This window comes from Pelagibius sp. Alg239-R121 (assembly GCF_947331435.1).
Classification (GTDB): Bacteria; Pseudomonadota; Alphaproteobacteria; order Kiloniellales; family Kiloniellaceae; genus Denitrobaculum.
On sequence record NZ_CAMZOF010000008.1, the window covers coordinates 26,918 to 42,905 of the forward strand.

At 55.4% G+C, this 15,988-nt stretch carries 13 protein-coding genes; 12 read left to right on the forward strand and 1 reads right to left on the reverse strand.

All coding sequences use genetic code 11. The features are described 5' to 3' along the window. The first annotated feature begins 45 nt into the window (after positions 1-45). The 11 genes from QMZ18_RS24355 (at position 46) to QMZ18_RS24405 (ending at position 14,515) form a co-directional block, all read left to right on the forward strand. Positions 46-816 carry an IclR family transcriptional regulator gene (locus QMZ18_RS24355; protein ID WP_282608978.1) on the forward strand — a complete coding sequence of 257 codons (771 nt, stop codon included), beginning with the start codon at positions 46-48 and terminating at the stop codon, positions 814-816. 74 nt (positions 817-890) lie between these two features. Further along, entirely contained in the window at positions 891-2,201 is a 1,311-nt protein-coding gene (locus QMZ18_RS24360; protein WP_282608979.1) for a selenium-binding protein SBP56-related protein, read from the forward strand. 71 nt (positions 2,202-2,272) lie between these two features. Further along, on the forward strand, positions 2,273-3,052 hold the full coding sequence (locus QMZ18_RS24365; RefSeq protein ID WP_282608980.1) for an SCO family protein: 780 nt from the start codon (positions 2,273-2,275) through the stop codon (positions 3,050-3,052). Further along, on the forward strand, positions 3,053-4,258 hold the full coding sequence (locus tag QMZ18_RS24370; protein WP_282608981.1) for a cytochrome-c peroxidase: 1,206 nt from the start codon (positions 3,053-3,055) through the stop codon (positions 4,256-4,258). It begins immediately after the preceding gene. 72 nt (positions 4,259-4,330) lie between these two features. Beyond that, positions 4,331-4,651: a c-type cytochrome gene (locus QMZ18_RS24375; RefSeq protein ID WP_282608982.1), complete on the forward strand. Its 321-nt coding sequence runs from the start codon at positions 4,331-4,333 to the stop codon at positions 4,649-4,651. A gap of 70 nt (positions 4,652-4,721) precedes the next feature. Continuing rightward, entirely contained in the window at positions 4,722-5,987 is a 1,266-nt protein-coding gene (locus QMZ18_RS24380) for an NAD(P)/FAD-dependent oxidoreductase (protein ID WP_282608983.1), read from the forward strand. Positions 5,988-6,304: 317 nt separating this feature from the next. Further along, positions 6,305-6,961, forward strand: a complete 657-nt coding sequence (locus tag QMZ18_RS24385) for a 2-hydroxychromene-2-carboxylate isomerase (protein WP_282608984.1) — start codon at positions 6,305-6,307, stop codon at positions 6,959-6,961. A gap of 264 nt (positions 6,962-7,225) precedes the next feature. Then, positions 7,226-9,862, forward strand: a complete 2,637-nt coding sequence (locus QMZ18_RS24390; protein WP_282608985.1) for a hypothetical protein — start codon at positions 7,226-7,228, stop codon at positions 9,860-9,862. A 72-nt stretch (positions 9,863-9,934) separates the two neighbouring features. Further along, a complete protein-coding gene (locus QMZ18_RS24395; RefSeq protein ID WP_282608986.1) occupies positions 9,935-11,038 on the forward strand; it encodes a TAXI family TRAP transporter solute-binding subunit in 1,104 nt (367 codons plus the stop codon). Positions 11,039-11,099: 61 nt separating this feature from the next. Continuing rightward, a complete protein-coding gene (locus QMZ18_RS24400; protein WP_282608987.1) occupies positions 11,100-13,070 on the forward strand; it encodes an XrtA/PEP-CTERM system-associated ATPase in 1,971 nt (656 codons plus the stop codon). Positions 13,071-13,369: 299 nt separating this feature from the next. After that, the gene (locus QMZ18_RS24405; protein WP_282608988.1) at positions 13,370-14,515 is read left to right on the forward strand and encodes an acyl-CoA dehydrogenase family protein; all 1,146 of its coding nucleotides are present in this window, start codon (positions 13,370-13,372) and stop codon (positions 14,513-14,515) included. Positions 14,516-14,537: 22 nt separating this feature from the next. Here the strand turns inward: QMZ18_RS24405 and QMZ18_RS37110 are convergent, their stop codons facing one another. Beyond that, positions 14,538-14,753 (reverse strand): helix-turn-helix domain-containing protein, encoded by a 216-nt coding sequence (locus tag QMZ18_RS37110; protein ID WP_367575959.1) that lies wholly within the window; start codon positions 14,751-14,753, stop codon positions 14,538-14,540. A gap of 179 nt (positions 14,754-14,932) precedes the next feature. Between QMZ18_RS37110 and QMZ18_RS24410 the strand changes: the two genes are divergently transcribed. After that, entirely contained in the window at positions 14,933-15,982 is a 1,050-nt protein-coding gene (locus tag QMZ18_RS24410; protein WP_282608989.1) for a hypothetical protein, read from the forward strand. The last annotated feature ends 6 nt before the right edge of the window (positions 15,983-15,988 follow it).

Here is a 15,988-nt window from a genome sequence, read left to right on the forward strand (position 1 = left end):
TAAATAATGATATGTGAGACAAATGTCCGGAAATAGAGACACTACATGCTGGATCGCTATGCAAAGATACTTGAAGCGGTAACAGCGATCGGGGAACCGGTTGCGGTGGGGAGTCTTGCGAAATTAACAGGCCTGCCTCGTCCGACTTGCTATCGTTTGGTCACGGCACTCGAAAAATGCGGCTTTCTGGAAGCCCCCGAAAACGACGGACGTTATACCATCGGTATGCGCTTGGTGCGGATTGCACTTTTGGGTAAGCCGGACGGCCACGTGCAACGTGCAATCTCCAGCGTGATGGAACACATGGTCGTGCAGGTCGGTGAGACGGGGTTTTTCTCCCGTTTCAGAGGTGGCCGCGTTGACCTTATTCACGTCGAGACTCCCCAGGACCCCAACCTGGCCTTCATCTACCCCGGAATGGGCGAGCGCCCGGCCCATGCCTGTTCGTCGGCTAAGGTGATCGCCGCGTACGCTCCGGAAGACATTCGCGATGATCTGATCGGTGCTATGCCGACGGAATATACCGATCGCACGCGGGTGCGGCGTGAAGACATTCTCGCCGATCTGGAGGAGACAAAAGGGCAGGGCTACGCGTTATGCGACGGCGAAATTGACGAAGGTGTGGTGAGCGTAGCAGTCCCCATCATGGTCGATCGGCTGGGGGCGGTTTTCAGCCTCGGTGTGGTCGGCCCTTCAAAACGAATTCACGGCAGGCCCGTGGGTGCTCTGGTTCCAATCCTGAAAGATACGGCAGTACGCGCTTCAGCGGCGATTCAACACTGCTCGCTCTTAGAGGCCGAGCAGTTACACCAGTGACAGAAAAACCGGGGTAAGACGCCGAAGGCGCACCCCGGAAAACCTTCAAATTACGCGCAAACGGGAGGAGCGTCATGAAACAGCTTAAAAACAAGCTTGCGGCAGGCTTTGTCGCACTATTCGCCTTTGGGACGACACCGGTCATAGCCGATGAAACCTGCCAGTCGCCTTACATGCCCAAGATCACCGGCCAGGAAGAATTTGTCTACGTCTGGACGCTGGGTGAAGCCGGTGTCGGCGATGAATCCGACAAACTGGTGACGGTCGATGTGCGTCCGGAATCAGACAGCTATGGAAAGGTCATCGCGTCTCTCTCGGTGGGTGGGCTCAACGAGGCCCATCACGGCGGCTTTTCGGCGGATCGGCGTTATTTCTGGGCTGGCGGTCTGGACACCAACAAGATCTTCATCTTCGACATCCATTCCGACGCGGCCAAACCGAAGCTGCACAAGGTTGTCGACAGCTTTGTAAAGGATTCAGGCGGTGCCGTGGGGCCGCACACTTTCTACGGACTGCCTGGCCGCATGATGATTACGGCACTGTCCAATGACAAGGATCACGGCGGGCGTACGGCACTGGTCGAATACACCAATGAAGGCGATTACGTCGCGACCTATTGGATGCCGACGGCCGAGAACCCACAGGGCGCGAAGATCGACAGTCCGGTGGTCGATGGTTTCGGTTACGACGTGCGCGCTCTCATCCGTAAAAACATCATGCTCACATCATCCTTTACCGGCTGGTCCAATTACATGATGGATTTCGGGAAGATGCTGAAGGACGAAGCGGCAATGAAGCGCTTCGGTCAGACGGTGGTGCAGTGGGATCTGCATACGCGTCAGCCGAAGAAGGTCATGCATGTGCCCGGCGCGCCGCTGGAAATCCGTTTCCCCTGGGGCCCGAACAGCAACTATGCCTTCACCACGACGGCATTGACGTCGAAGCTCTGGCTCATTCATGAGGATGACGAGGGGGAGTGGCATTCGAAGCCGGTTGCGGACATCGGTGATCCTTCCAAGGTGCCTCTGCCGGTCGACATCTCTATCGCGGCTGACGACCAGCATCTCTGGATCAATTCCTTCCTCGATGGCATGACCCGGCTGTTTGATATTTCCGATCCACATGCGCCGAAGCAGGTCTATGAAAAGAAGATCGCGAGCCAGGTCAACATGGTGTCGCAGAGCTGGGACGGAAAGCGGGTCTATTTCACCTCTTCGCTGCTTGCCAACTGGGACAAAAAAGGCGCTGACAACGAACAGTTCCTGAAGGCTTACGATTGGAACGGCAAGGAGTTGATCGAAAAATTCTCGATCGATTTCCATAAGGAAGGCCTCGGCCGCGCGCACATCATGCGGTTTGGCAGCAGCAAACTCTATTCAAGCTGATCCTCCCGTGCTGGGCCGGGGTGGTTCTCCGGTCCAGCTTTTTTTCGGATCAGACGCGATGGAGGGCTGGCATGAAATACGCAGTGTTATCTAATGGAAATCTCGAAGGCTCGCAGCGGCGCTTAGGCGCAAGCTTGCTGGTTTCGTTTGGGGTTCTTCTCATCGCCGGTATCGGGCTTGCTGTAGGGACGAGAGACTGGCGGCAAGAAGAACAGGTATATCCGGTCATTGCCGAGGCTGGAAACTTCGCCGATCTCTTCGAGAAGACAGAAGAGTATAATTTCGATCCTCCCGTGCCTGGCAGTTACGCGCTGCCACCGCTAAAGCAGGCGCCAGATGGTCAGGTTCTCGACTTTGTGGGCCGAGAAACGGAACTCGCCGGGCTGCTGAAAGGTAAGATTTCCCTGGTCAGCTTTGTGTATGTTCTCTGCAGTGACGAGAACGGTTGCCCGATCGCCATGTCGACCCTGTTCAACATTCACGAAGCCAGTGCGGAGTTACCGGCGTTGCGCGACGATGTGCAGCTGGTCACGATCTCCTTCGATCCCGAGCGCGATACACCGGAAGCTATGGCGAGTTTTGCCTATCCGGTTTTGAGCGATGCCGAAAAGGAAAGCAAGCTCGACTGGCGGTTTCTGACGACCTCCGGCAATAGGGCTCTGAAGCCGATCATCGATGGTTTTGGACAGGCGATCGACCGCTCCGGCGACGAAGACGTCATCAATCATCTGCTGCGCATGTATCTGGTCGACCGTTCCGGAAGGATCCGCAATGTTTACGGCCTTGGCATGATCGACCCGCGTCTTCTTATGACCGACATCGAAACCTTGATGATGGAGGAGGTCAGCTAAGTGCAGACGGTGCCGGCAGGACGGGTTTTTGTGAATGGCGTTGCCATCCTGCTGGCTGGTGTATTGCTCATTCCCGGTAGTCCGTTGCAGGCAGCGGACACAAAATCCAGCTGGGCGGAAGAGGCCTCCCGCCGGGCTAGCGAGCCAGTATTGGGATTGCCGAAAATTAATCACCCGGAGGAGAACCAGCCGACACCTGGAAAAATTGCGCTGGGCCGAAAACTCTTTTTTGATCGCCGGCTCTCCATCAATCGAACCATGTCCTGTGCCATGTGCCACATACCGGAGCAGGGTTTCGCGAATTGGGAATTGCAGACGGCTGTTGGAGTCGAAGGCCGGACTGTGCGGCGGAATGCGCCTACCGTGTTGAACGCGGCGTTTTATCGAGTCCTCTTCGTGGACGGGCGGGACACGTCTCTCGAAACCCAATATATCGCGCCATTGGTCGCGCGGAACGAGATGGCCAATCCCTCAGCCGGCTATGTCGTGGAGTTGCTCCGCAGCCTTGAAGATTATCGGGGCGCGTTCGAGGCCAACTTTGATGGCGGTCCGTCACTCGATCGGATCGGCAAGGCGCTCGCGGCCTATCAACGCAGCCTGATCGCCGGGAACAGTCCCTTTGACCGCTGGCTGTACCAGGGTGACGAACGTGCTTTGAACGCGTCACAGAAACGCGGCTTGGGGCTTTTCAAAGGAAAGGCTGGCTGCGTCAGCTGTCATCTGATCGAAGAAACACATGCGATTTTCACGGACAATGCATTTCACGACATCGGCTATGGCTGGTGGCGGGAACAGCAGCGCCAGACACCGCGCGATCATCAGCAAGTCGAGGTGGCGCCGGGAGTTGTCTATCCGGTACCTCATGCCGTCATCGCTTCAGTGAGTGAGAAACAACAGCCCGATCTGGGGCGCTACGAGGTGACTCAGGACCCTGACGACAGATGGAAATTCCGGACACCGTCGTTGCGGAACGTAGCTGTGACACCGCCCTACATGCATGACGGTGGTTTTGCGCAGTTAAAGGACGTTTTGCGTTTCTACAACGAGGGAGGCCGTGCTCATGACGGCTTGGATCCCGTGATCCGGCCGTTGGAATTAAGTGACCGGGACCTTAGGGACCTGGAAGCTTTCCTTACGGCACTGACCTCGCCGGATATTCCGCGCTTGATCGAGGAGGCGCGGACAGCAGTGCCGGATAACTGGTAGTCTAGATACAAAAACATAAGAGGCCACCAAACATAACAATGTTGGAGTGGCCGGATCGAATGGGGAGAGACAATGTTTTACGTAACGCGTTTGTGGCGTCTCGGCGCGATTTCGATGCTTCCGCTGGCTTTCGCGATGGCGGAGGCCAGCGCACAGGACCTGGAGCTCGGTGAGTATCTGGCTCAGGAATGCACAAGTTGCCACCAGCCACAGCAGGAAGACAGCGGTATCCCGTCTTTCCATCGTCTGGATCAGGCCGAGTTCATCGAAGCCATGGCTGATTATCGCGACGGGTTCAGGGAAAATCACGCTATGGAGATGGTTGCCCGCTCATTTAGCGATGAAGACATTGCGGCCTTGGCTGCGTGGTTTGCGGCACAGAAGTCCAAGTAAGCCGCGAGGAAAGTAAACCGAAAGCCCAATTGATTGCTTTCGCGTGTTTTCCATAAAAGGGAGGAAAATCATGACGATATCTCGAAGAAGAATGCTTGGTGTCAGCGCCGCGGCAGTTACGGCGGCATCGATGTCATCGCTTGCGCGGGCCGCATCCAAACGGGTCGTGGTCATCGGTGGCGGTGCGGCCGGGGCAACCGTCGCCCGCTATCTAGCGAAGGACAGCAAGGGCGACATCGACGTCGTGCTGGTCGAGGCCAGCGAACGCTACACCACCTGTTTCTTCTCGAACTGGTATCTTGGTGGCTTCCGCACCATGGATCAGATCACCCATGACTATAAAGGCTTGGAAAGCGGTTACGGCATTCGGGTCGTGCATGCGCTCGCGCAATCCGTCGATGCTGCCTCGCAAACTGTCGGTTTGAGCGACGGTTCTACAATTGAGTATGACCGCTTGGTGGCTGCGCCCGGGATCGATTTCCGCTACGATCTGATTGACGGTTACGACGAGTCTATGGCCGACAACGAAATGCCGCATGCCTATAAGGCCGGACCGCAAACCGCTCTGTTACGCAAACAACTTGAAGCCATGGACGACGGCGGCGTCTTCCTGATGGCGCCGCCGCCCAATCCCTATCGTTGTCCTCCGGGACCTTACGAACGGGCTTCGACGGTGGCGCACTACCTCAAAACTCATAAACCGAAATCGAAGATTTTGATCGTCGATCCGAAAGACAAGCATTCTAAGCAGGCCCTGTTCCGGGAGGCCTGGGAGACCCATTATCCGGGAATGGTCGAATGGCTGCCCGGCAAGGAAGTCGGCGCGCTTAAGGCGGTTCGTAACGGTGAGATCGTTACGGAGAAGGCAAGCTTCAAAGGACAGGTGCTCAATCCAATACCGGCCCAGAAAGCCGGTAAGATCGCACAGATTGCCGGCCTGACGGACGACAGCGGCTGGTGTCCGATCAAAGATGCCTCCAGCTTTGAATCCGCATTGGTGCCCAACGTACATGTGCTCGGCGATGCCTGCATCAACGGTGCCATGCCCAAGTCGGCTTTTTCCGCCAACAGCCAGGCGAAGGTTGTGTCCCAGGCGGTGCGGAAGGCACTGACGGGTTCACGCCAGTTCGAGCCGCGGTTCCGCAATACCTGTTGGTCGCTGGGGGCAGAACAGGATTCCTTTAAGGTCGGCGCGGATTACCGGGCGGAAGGAGACAAGGTCGTCAAGGTCGACGGCTTTATCTCAAGTACGGGTGAAGAAAGTAGCGTGCGGGTGAAGACGGCGCGCGAAGCCGAAGGCTGGTATCAAGCCATTACCAGCGACATGTTCTCGTAACGCCGAATCATTACCGAAAGCCTAAATATGAGTATTGGCGGGTGCCTCCGCGTCCGCCAATACTCAATTTCATACTTACCTTAGATCAAAATCAGACTGACTTTGGGCATTGAAATTGGTGTCGGTCCCGTCTTGCCCCAAAACCATATCCGGCCTCAGAATCATCTCCAGCCTCCAGAATTGCAGGGGAAATACGCCGGATTGACAGTCTCGGTTTCTTCACGTCAGATCTTTCCGGCATTTGCTCAGACGCATTGTACTCTTTGGCCCATTGGAGTGAGCATGCCGTCCTGCGCCCAGACCGGAGATTATCCTGAATGACCGAAGATACGATCGACTATTTCTATTCCATCCGCTCATCCTTCACCTACCTAGGCGCAGCCAGACTCAATGCGATGGCGCGGAAGTATGGCGTGGTCATCCGTCACTATCCGGTCGATTTGGGCAAGGTGATTGAAGCCTATAACAGTCTTCATGATCCGCGTCCCTCCGATCGTACCTATGCCGGAGCGCGCGCCTACGAGAAGTTTCCGGCCCGCGAACGTTACACGCAGATTGAGTATCAGCGCTGGAGCGATCTTTTAGGGATTCCCATTCAACTCGACCCCAAGCATCACTATGGCACGCGTGAACTTCCTTCAGGTGTGGTGATCGCCGCGCAGGCGATGGGGTTGAATGCCGACCGTCTCAGCCACGACGTTCTGGCGGCGCTTTGGCGTGACGATCGCGACATTGCGGATAAAGCGGTCATGCGTGAACTGATTGCCGGTGCCGGCTTGAACGTTGATCCGGAAACGCTTTGTCAGACCGCCCTGCGCCAAGAAACTCAGGCTCAGTTGCAAAGTAACACTGAACTTGCCGTGGAGCGGGGAGTCTTCGGTTCGCCATTTTACATTTTCCGCGATGTACCCTTTTTGGGGCAGGACCGCCTGTTTTTTCTCGAAACTGAGATCGCACGAACACAAGAGTCCTGAACTCAATTTGCACTGACGTACCTGGCCGTAATCGCTGATCTGCGGCGGAGGCCCGTAAAAAGAGGCGAGCCGTCTGTTCCTGTATCTTGCCGTCACAAATTACACTTAAAAAGGGAATAAATATCGGGCAAATCGTCTGTGAGAAATCCTTCGGTAACCGCTATTTGACCGAAAAACAGCGCGGCACAGTGCTTTTGATATGTTTGCATATGAGAAATGCTATAATAATATGTCTACGTTGTGTTTTTTGGGGGAACTTGGACTATGCGTCGTATCGAGTTCAAGTTGGCGCTTGCAGCGATTTTTGGTTTCAGCCTTGTTTGGTCCAATCCGGTGTGGTCGGGATCCTTCGAGACCGGCTTTGATGCGCTGCTGACAGGTGATGCAGTACGGGCGAAGGAAATCTGGGAGCCGCTGGCTGAAAAGGGCCACGCACAGGCTCAGTTCAGGCTTGGCTGGATGTATGAACAGGGCAGTCCGCCGCTTGAGAAAAACCTTGATCAGGCACTCAAATGGTACGGTCTTGCAGCCGAACAGGGTGTCGCTGCCGCGCAGAACAATCTTGGACAACTCTATGCCGAAGGCCGCGGTGTCGCGGTTGACAAGCGGCGCGCCGTCGATTTCTGGCGCACTGCAGCTGGACTTGGAGACCGGCAGGCTCAGTATGCGCTTGGTCTGGCGTATTTTCGCGGCGATGGAACCGAAGAAGATAGCGCGCTTGCAGCCAAGTGGCTGCGGCAGGCGGCAGAAGGCGGCCTCTCATCCGCGCAGTTCGTTATTGGTCAGCTAAGAAACGAGGGCCTTTTGCTGCAGCAAAACCAGGGCTTGGCTCTGGCTTGGTATCAACGCGCGGCGGACCAGGGGCATAGCAAAGCCAAAGAAGAGGTTCGCAGACTCCAGGCAGCCGGCGTCGCACCTGAGTCTCCAAAGAAGCCCGCAGCCGCGCCAGCGGCCGTGCCGACCATCGTGCTCGTCCTGCAACAAAAACTTCAAGCCGCCGACCTGGACATTAAAAATCTTTCCGTGGCGTTGGAGAGTGCCAAGTCTCAAGCGGCCGAACAGGCCGATGAGGTCGATTTGCTTCGGCGGGAGATTGCCCAAACCAAGTTATCTGAAACGGAAGCTCGCGATGAGCTTCAGGCGGCAAAATCCGCGGCGGCGGCGGAGACGTCAACGCTGGTGCAGGAACTGGCATCCGCACGCCAGAATATCGGCGAATTAAAGGCTGCAGCCGAGACATCGGACAAAGAGGCAGCCCAGCTGAAAGAACAGATAACCACTGTTCAGAAACAGCTTGCAGGCGCGCAAGAGAGTGCAACGCAGTTGGACCTTTCCCTGACTGCAGCCAAAGAAAAGGAAGCCGCTGCTTCGGCAGAGATTGAAGGCTTGCGTCGGGATCAGACCTCTGCCCTCGCAACTATGGAGGAGTTGAAGGCAGCAGCCGAGGTGTCAGACAAAGAGGCCTCCCAAGCGAATGAACAGGTGGCTTCTACCCAGAAACAGCTTGCGGAGGCACAGGAGAAAATCGAGAGGTTTGACCTTGCTCTGGCCGCTGCCAAGGAGAAGGAAGCCTCTGCTTCGTCGAAGATTGAACGCTTGCTTAAAGACCAAGCTGCGGCGCAGCAGAACATCGAAGAGTTAAAGGCTGCAGCAGCCACGTCGAACGAAGAAGCGGTTCTACTGAAGGAACAGTTAGCCGCTGCACAGCAACAGCTGTCGGACGCGCAGGACAAAGTGAGCCAGTTGGATCTTTCCTTAGTCACCGTTAAGGAAAGGGAAACAGCATCTTCGGCGGAGATCAAAGGTCTGCTTCAGGATCGAGAAACTGCACGCCAGGAAATCAGCACTTTGAAATCTGCTGCGGAGCTTTCCAAGTCCAACGACGATGAGAAGTCAGAAAGTCTCAAAGCAGCACAACAAGATGTCGACCGGCTTACGGCGGAACTCGCCGCTGTTCAAACAAACCTGACGGCGAGTGAACAGGAGGCTGCTGCTGGTGTGTCAAAGCTTGCGGCAGACTTGGCGCAGGCGCAGCAGGAGATCGCAAGGTTGACCGCTTCGGAGCAGATGTTGACTGAAAGCGGGCAGGCGACGCAGACCGAAGCGCAGAAAGTCATCACGCAGCTCAAAGAAGATGTACAAACGACACAGAGAGAGAGCGAACGCATAACTGCCGCCGCAAAGTTGTGGGAAGACGTGGCGACAGAGCGTAGTGCCGAACTCTCGGATGCTAAAAAAGCGAGCGAACGCCTGGCAGCCGATCTGGCCGAGCTCAGTCAACGCTTTGAAGCAACGCAATCTCTAGCCTCTGAAAACGGTGCGAAGTTGGATGAGGAATTGTCGATTGCCCGACAGGATATCGAAAGCTGGAAAGAAAAAGCGGCGGTGGCGAGCGGCGAAGCCGTGCAGCAGGCTGAGCAGCTTTTGGAGGCTCGTCAGGAAATTATCAAGCTGACAACTTCGCTGACTGTGGCTGAAGATGCGCTGCGCGCCAAAGAGGCGGCCATTGCTGAAGCAGCTTCGCCGGATCCGGTCGTCAACAAACCCGCCGAAAGTTCTGCAGAAACCATTGTCGCGGCCAAGTCGCCAAGTTCGAAGCTCATCCCAGCGCCGGCAGGTTCGACGGATAACACCTACATACAGCGTGGCGACAAGCTCTTGGCTCTGGGCGATATCGCATCTGCCCGTCTGTTTTATGAACTCGCAATGGATGACGGTAATCCGAAAGCGGCGACGGCGATCGGCCGGACTTATGACCCGGTTTACCTTCAAGGTTTGGAAGTGGTGGGAGCGCCGGGAAAACCCGAGAAAGCTGAGGAATGGTATCGCATTGCTATCGATGCCGGGGACTCGGCTGCAGTTGCCAATCTCAAAGCGTTGAAGGAATGGCGAGATCAATAGCGATTCGCTTTGGGCGTTCGTGCCGGCAACTCGAACTATGAAGCAAAAATAAGACAGTCAGGGAGATTGATAATGTTGAGATGGCTAAGCGGGGCAATGGTCGGCGTTCTTTCTTTGATCGCAGCCGGCAGCAGTGCTGTTGGTCAGGACCTAAGAGAGAGCATCAACAAGGGAACGGTTGGGATTATTTCGGGTGGTATTGGCGGCACCTACATCCGCATTGCCACGGATCTCGCATCGGTGCTCGATAATGGTGAAGACCTCCGGGTGTTGCCCATCATGGGGAAGGGATCTGTGCAAAATATCGACGACATTCTTTATTTGAAGGGGATCGATATCGGGATTGTCCAGTCAGACGTTTTTGCCTTCGTAAAGAAATCGAACCGGCATCCAACGATCGACAGCCGCATCCAATACATCACCAAACTTTATAACGAGGAATTCCATCTGCTCGTTGGCGAAGGCATCAAGTCAATCGAGGACCTGGCTGGCAAAAAGGTCAATTTTGGTGTCGAGGGCAGCGGAACCTATATGACGGCCTCGATTGTTTTCGAAAAGCTCAATGTCGATGCCCAGCCTGTCTCCTTCGATCAAGGGCTTGCAGTCGAGAAAATTAAATCGGGTGAAATCGCAGGGCTTGTCTATGTCGCCGGAAAACCGGCCCAGCTGTTCAAGGACATCCAAGCGGCAAACGGTATTCGTCTTATGTCTGTGCCGCTGACCGACGCCATTCTCGACACCTACCTGCCGTCGCGATTTTCCAACGATGATTATCCGCAGTTGGTCGCTGAGGGCGAGCAGATAAAGACACTAGCGGTCGGTGCAGTCATGGCCGTTTACAACTGGCCGCAAGGTCATCCCCGGCGCCAGAAGACCATCAATTTCATCGATAAGTTTTTTTCCAGATTTGCGGAGTTTCAGAGCCCGCCGCGTCACCGAAAATGGCAGGAAGTCAGCCTCACGGCTGTTGTTCCAGGTTGGAACCGTTACCAGCCTGCGGAACGCTGGCTTAAAGAAAACATCATGACCGTTTCTGATGCTAAGGGCACGAAAGCGGCTTTTGATGTCTTCCTGGCATCTCAGGCACCTGCGCTCTCAAAGCAGCTTTCGGACGAGGCCAGCAAGGAGGAACTCTTCAAGCTGTTCATGCGCTGGCAGGCTGAACAGGAGCAATGACAAGCATGCATAATTCAGGGCTGCTTGAAGGGGCGGGGTCTCTTTTGTTGGGTTGGAATTAATGTACGTCGATTACTACAACCTGCAGGGATTTCCTTTCCGGCTTAACCCGGATCACCGGTTCTTCTATGTGGCCGGACCGCATGAAAAAGCTGTGGCCCATCTGGACTATGCCCTGAACCAGGGCGAAGGGTTCGTGGTGATTACCGGCGAGGTCGGCGCAGGCAAAACCACGCTGGTCAATCACATGCTCTCCGATCTCAAACAATCGGGATGTGTTGCCGGGAACGTCGTGACCACCTGCATTGAGCACGAGGATCTCGTGCGTCTGGTCGCCGACGCCTTCGATGTCGATCAGGAGGGAGCCGACAAGGTGACGCTCCTGCTTAACATCCGGACCTTCCTGGAAGAGCAGCATGAGATTGGGCGGCGTCCGGTTCTGTTCGTCGACGAGGTTCAGAACTTGCCTGAGTCGTCGCTTGAAGAACTGCGGATGCTGTCAAATTTCAGCCTCCCGGGCCGATCGCTGATACAGATTTTCCTCGTCGGCCAACCGCAGTTCAAAGATATCCTGGCCGACCCCAACTTCGAGCAATTGCGTCAGCGGATCATTACGTCTTGTCACCTGGGCGCATTGAGTGAGGACGAGACACGCAACTACATTCTGCATCGTCTTCTGCAGGCTGGCTGGAAGGACGATCCGACATTCTCGGATGAAGCGTTCCATCAGATACATCGATTGAGCGGCGGACTCCCGAGGCGCATCAATCTGCTCTGTGATCGTCTCTTACTCCTTGGGTATCTTGAAGACCTCCACCGGATCGATGAAGACGCTGTTGCTTCTGTCTTGAAGGATATGACCGAGGAAGGCTTGATCACTGCGGCGATTTTGAATCCGGATCCGGAAGACCATAAGGAAACGGACCTGCAGGAGGAGCCGGGGGGAGAGCAGGAGAGTAAAAATGTCGCGGAAACAGATGAACCGGCGGAGGACGAGCCTGAGCTGACAGCGGGTGAAGAAGACGCCCTGGAGGCCGTAGTGTCTGAGGTGGCCTCATCGCGGCAAGCGTTGGAATCTGGTGCGGAAATAGGCGAGGATGCTGCTGCGCCGCAGGATGTAGCAGACGATGAACCGTCTTCTACTGCTCCTGCGGAAACGCCTGCGCAGCCGAGCAAAGATGAGGAAGCTTCCGATATACCCGGACAGACACAGCCACCTGTTGAACCGGTATCTGATAGTGCCGAAGTTATCGAGTTGGATGCCAAAAGACTGCCTTCTCGGCAAAAGGGAGTCAGGCGATACGCGTTGGCAGCGGCGGTCGTCTTGGCGATTGTAGGTTTGCCAAGTGGTTTATGGACGCAGTTGCTGCAGTTGCAGAGCGGCGCTGATAAAGACGGCGTTTCTTACGAGAGTATTTTGAATAAAATCTCGACCGTGGCAGGCTTGGGCGGACCTGATGAAGAAATCGAAGAGGCGGAAACGGGAGTTGTTAAATCGGATTCAGTGAAGCCCGATATGGTCGCGCCCACACTGAAAGTCATCGTGCAAGACGAGCAGCAAAGCGAATCTGGTGTTGACGGTTCTTACCTCATTGCCGCCTCGACTGACTCGAGTGAGAGTGTGGCTGAACAAAGCAAAAACAGCCTTGCTGAGGGCTCTCCGGTGCCAGAAAATGCGGCGTTGCTTGAAGCCATCGAAGAGTCTGTCGGGACAAAAGGCTTGCAGACCGCCAATCTCGAAGTGCCGGTTGCCGATGACACTAACGAAGATCGCTTTTTGATTCAGCTTGCGGCATTGCGGACTTCCGAAAAAGCGTCGCAGATGCGCGAGAAGCTGCAGCTGCAATTTGCCGAACTTCTGGGAGGCATGGCGCTGGGCATCCAGGAAGCGGATCTTGCAGGACTTCCCTATTTCCGAATCCTGACGGACGAGAGCCTGGGGCGGAACGGCGCTTCGAGGATCTGTGCGGAGCTTAAGAGCGCAGGGCAGGATTGCATCATAATGCTGCAATCGAGCGCTGGTCTTGAATAGCGCGTTTAACCCCCCTGGAGTGAGTAAGTTTCTGATTGGGTTACATGCGATCGGCAGCTTCTGATCACGCTAACGTTCGAACGATCTCGGCAGCACGCACCTGGACTTTCCCCGCATAGTATTTACACCTGCACAATCCGTAGTCTTGAATTTCGTGAAGGCCCCAGGCCACAATACGTGAATGGCAAAGGTGGCATTACGCAGGCGGCTGTGTGCCTTTGGTGACCGTTCTTGTTTGAAATAATCGAGGACGTGGTCAGCCTTCTATCTTTGCATCTTAGAGTCTGAGGAGATCTGGTTTGCCCGACGGCATCTATTTTACTGCTGAACATGAACTGCTGCGCGATCAGATCCGGCGCTTTATCGCGGAAGAAGTTCTGCCTTTCGCCGATGCCTGGGAAAACGACGGCATGGTACCGCGTGCGACATTGCGCAAAATGGGGGCCATCGGGTTGTTCGGGGTTCGCTATCCCGAGGCGTATGGTGGTTCGGACATGGATACGCGGGCGACAGTCGTTCTGGCTGAGGAACTCGGCCGTTCGACCTATTCGGGCTTTGCAATTACTGCGTTGGTTCACACCGATATGGCGTCGATTCACATTTTCAATGCTGGGAGCGATAAGCAGCGCAAGCGCTATATGCCTGGGATCATTTCCGGGGACTTGATCACCGCAGTGGCCGTAACCGAACCAGACGCGGGCTCAGACGTGAAGTCCATTCGGACGACGGCACGGTTTGAAGAAAACAACTTCGTACTCAACGGCGCGAAGATGTTTATTACCAACGGTGTTCATGCCGATCTCTACTGTGTCGCCGCAAAAACGCTCAGCCAGGAAGAGGGCAGTAACAACGTAACCATGTTCCTAATCGAAAAGGGCGCGCCCGGTTTTACGGTGAGCCGCGCGTTGGACAAGCACGGTTGGCGTTGTTCCGATACAGCAGAACTTGTTTTCGAAGATTGCGTCGTGCCGGCCGACTCTGTGCTCGGTGAAGTCGGGCAGGGGTTCTACGCGATCATGCGGAATTTTCAAAACGAGCGCATTGTGCTGGGGGCTATGGCTATGGGTGAAGCTCAAGCCGCTCTCGATCTCACGCTGGATTATGTCCGGACACGGAAAGCCTTCGGCGCTCCGCTATGGGAGAAGCAGGCGATCCGACAGCGTTTAGCGATGCTCTCTGCCAAAGTCGAGGCGGGCCGACAACTTGTCTATGCCACTTCCGTTCGGGATGCGGCTGGAGAAGAAGTCGTAAAAGAAGTCTCCATGGTCAAGGCCTACTGCGGCGAACTGGTCAATGAGGTCATGTACGATTGTCTGCAGTTTCACGGCGGCATGGGCTACATGCGCGAATGTCCAATCGAGCGCATGACGCGCGACGCGCGCATTCAGGCGATTGGCGGTGGTGCAACTGAGGTCATGCTGGAGGAGGTTGCCAAGCGTATCTAGCCGAAGGCTTAGGCGGTGCGGGCTACGCCCGCTTTCTCGACTGCCGCGGCCTCCCGCCATTGGCGATCTGGCGCATTGCCGGGGTATCGGCGAGAAAGACTTGATCGGACTCGGGTATTCTGATCCACCGCACCTGTTCGAGTTTTCTAATCGCGCGGCTTACTGTCTCCGGTTTGACCACGATATAGTCGGCGATGTCGACACTTTCGACACTTGAACCAGAAAGCCTGAAGCGCACACCAACTCATGCGGCGTTGGAGGCCATTGGCTCAGTTGATTGGAGGCGACCGTAGATCGGTTGAGCCGCCGTGAAATAGCCGGTAACCGGTTAATTTCGTCACAAATGCAAAGCAATAGTTAACACGATCTTCACCGTGGTCCGATATGACCAAGAGGTCATTGTACCCAGGTGAAAACATGGCCTCGATTTCTGAAAGTATGGCGCGCCCGGTTGGCTGGCTGCGTGGTCCGAGCTTTGATGTCAGTTTTGTAGTCGGCACGACCGCTGTCGCTTTGGCATCAGGCGCTGCCGTGGTCGCCAATCCAAAGCTTTTTGCTCCGATCCTGCTGCTCGATTTGTGGCTTCTGGGGTATCACCATGTCATCGCAACTTACACGCGCCTGTGTTTTGATCGAGAGAGCTTTCAGCAGCATCGCTTTCTAATCCTCTGGCTGCCTTTTTTAGTGCTTGGCGCGACCCTGGGACTCGCGCTGGGTTTTGGGTTGTGGATCCTGGGGAGCATCTATCTTTATTGGCAGTGCTTTCATTATGCGCGTCAGAGCTGGGGTGTCAGTCAGGTCTATCGTCGGAAATCCGACGGCTTGGTTAATGAAAACGAAACGCTTACCAAGCTCGCGTTCTATCTCTTGCCGCTCTGGGGGATTCTCTATCGCTCGTGGCAGGCGCCGGAGACTTTTCTGGGATTAGAGGTCAAGGTTATACCCGTCCCAGAGATGCTAGTAGACGTCGTTGCCGTGGCTTCGATCGCCACCTTGGTGCTGTGGACGGCGGCTCGCCTCCGCGCCTTTTGGGAAGGCCGTGGCGCGATCGCACACAGCCTCTATATGGCCTCGCATGTTATCGTTTTCGGCGTCGGCTATCTCTATATCGAAGATGTTACATACGGCTGGCTTGTCATCAACATCTGGCACAATGCCCAATATCTGCTGTTTGTTTGGCTGTTCAACAGCAATCGCTTCCGAGGGAAGATCGACCCCAAGGCAAAGTTCCTGTCCTGGATCAGTCAACCAAACAGGTGGTGGCTTTATTTCGCAGTGTGTTTCGCTGTAACGACGATTCTCTATCGAGGGATCGATAGTTTTGAGGCGGTTTTCTACAGCCTCGGGCTGCCGTCGCTGATCGTCGTCTACCAGGCCGTCAACTTTCATCACTACATCGTCGATTCCCTGATCTGGAAGGTGCGCAAAGCGCCCATCCAGAAAACTCTCGGTCTGAAACAAAGCTGAGCGGAA

What these genes read in the sequence shown, in the direction of transcription:
- QMZ18_RS24355 (WP_282608978.1), top strand. Translation starts at nt 46, where the DNA reads ATGCTGGATCGCTATGCAAAGATACTTGAAGCGGTAACAGCGATCGGG.
- QMZ18_RS24360 (WP_282608979.1), top strand. Translation starts at nt 891, where the DNA reads ATGAAACAGCTTAAAAACAAGCTTGCGGCAGGCTTTGTCGCACTATTC.
- QMZ18_RS24365 (WP_282608980.1), top strand. Translation starts at nt 2,273, where the DNA reads ATGAAATACGCAGTGTTATCTAATGGAAATCTCGAAGGCTCGCAGCGG.
- QMZ18_RS24375 (WP_282608982.1), top strand. Translation starts at nt 4,331, where the DNA reads ATGTTTTACGTAACGCGTTTGTGGCGTCTCGGCGCGATTTCGATGCTT.
- QMZ18_RS24380 (WP_282608983.1), top strand. Translation starts at nt 4,722, where the DNA reads ATGACGATATCTCGAAGAAGAATGCTTGGTGTCAGCGCCGCGGCAGTT.
- QMZ18_RS24385 (WP_282608984.1), top strand. Translation starts at nt 6,305, where the DNA reads ATGACCGAAGATACGATCGACTATTTCTATTCCATCCGCTCATCCTTC.
- QMZ18_RS24390 (WP_282608985.1), top strand. Translation starts at nt 7,226, where the DNA reads ATGCGTCGTATCGAGTTCAAGTTGGCGCTTGCAGCGATTTTTGGTTTC.
- QMZ18_RS24395 (WP_282608986.1), top strand. Translation starts at nt 9,935, where the DNA reads ATGTTGAGATGGCTAAGCGGGGCAATGGTCGGCGTTCTTTCTTTGATC.
- QMZ18_RS24400 (WP_282608987.1), top strand. Translation starts at nt 11,100, where the DNA reads ATGTACGTCGATTACTACAACCTGCAGGGATTTCCTTTCCGGCTTAAC.
- QMZ18_RS24410 (WP_282608989.1), top strand. Translation starts at nt 14,933, where the DNA reads ATGGCCTCGATTTCTGAAAGTATGGCGCGCCCGGTTGGCTGGCTGCGT.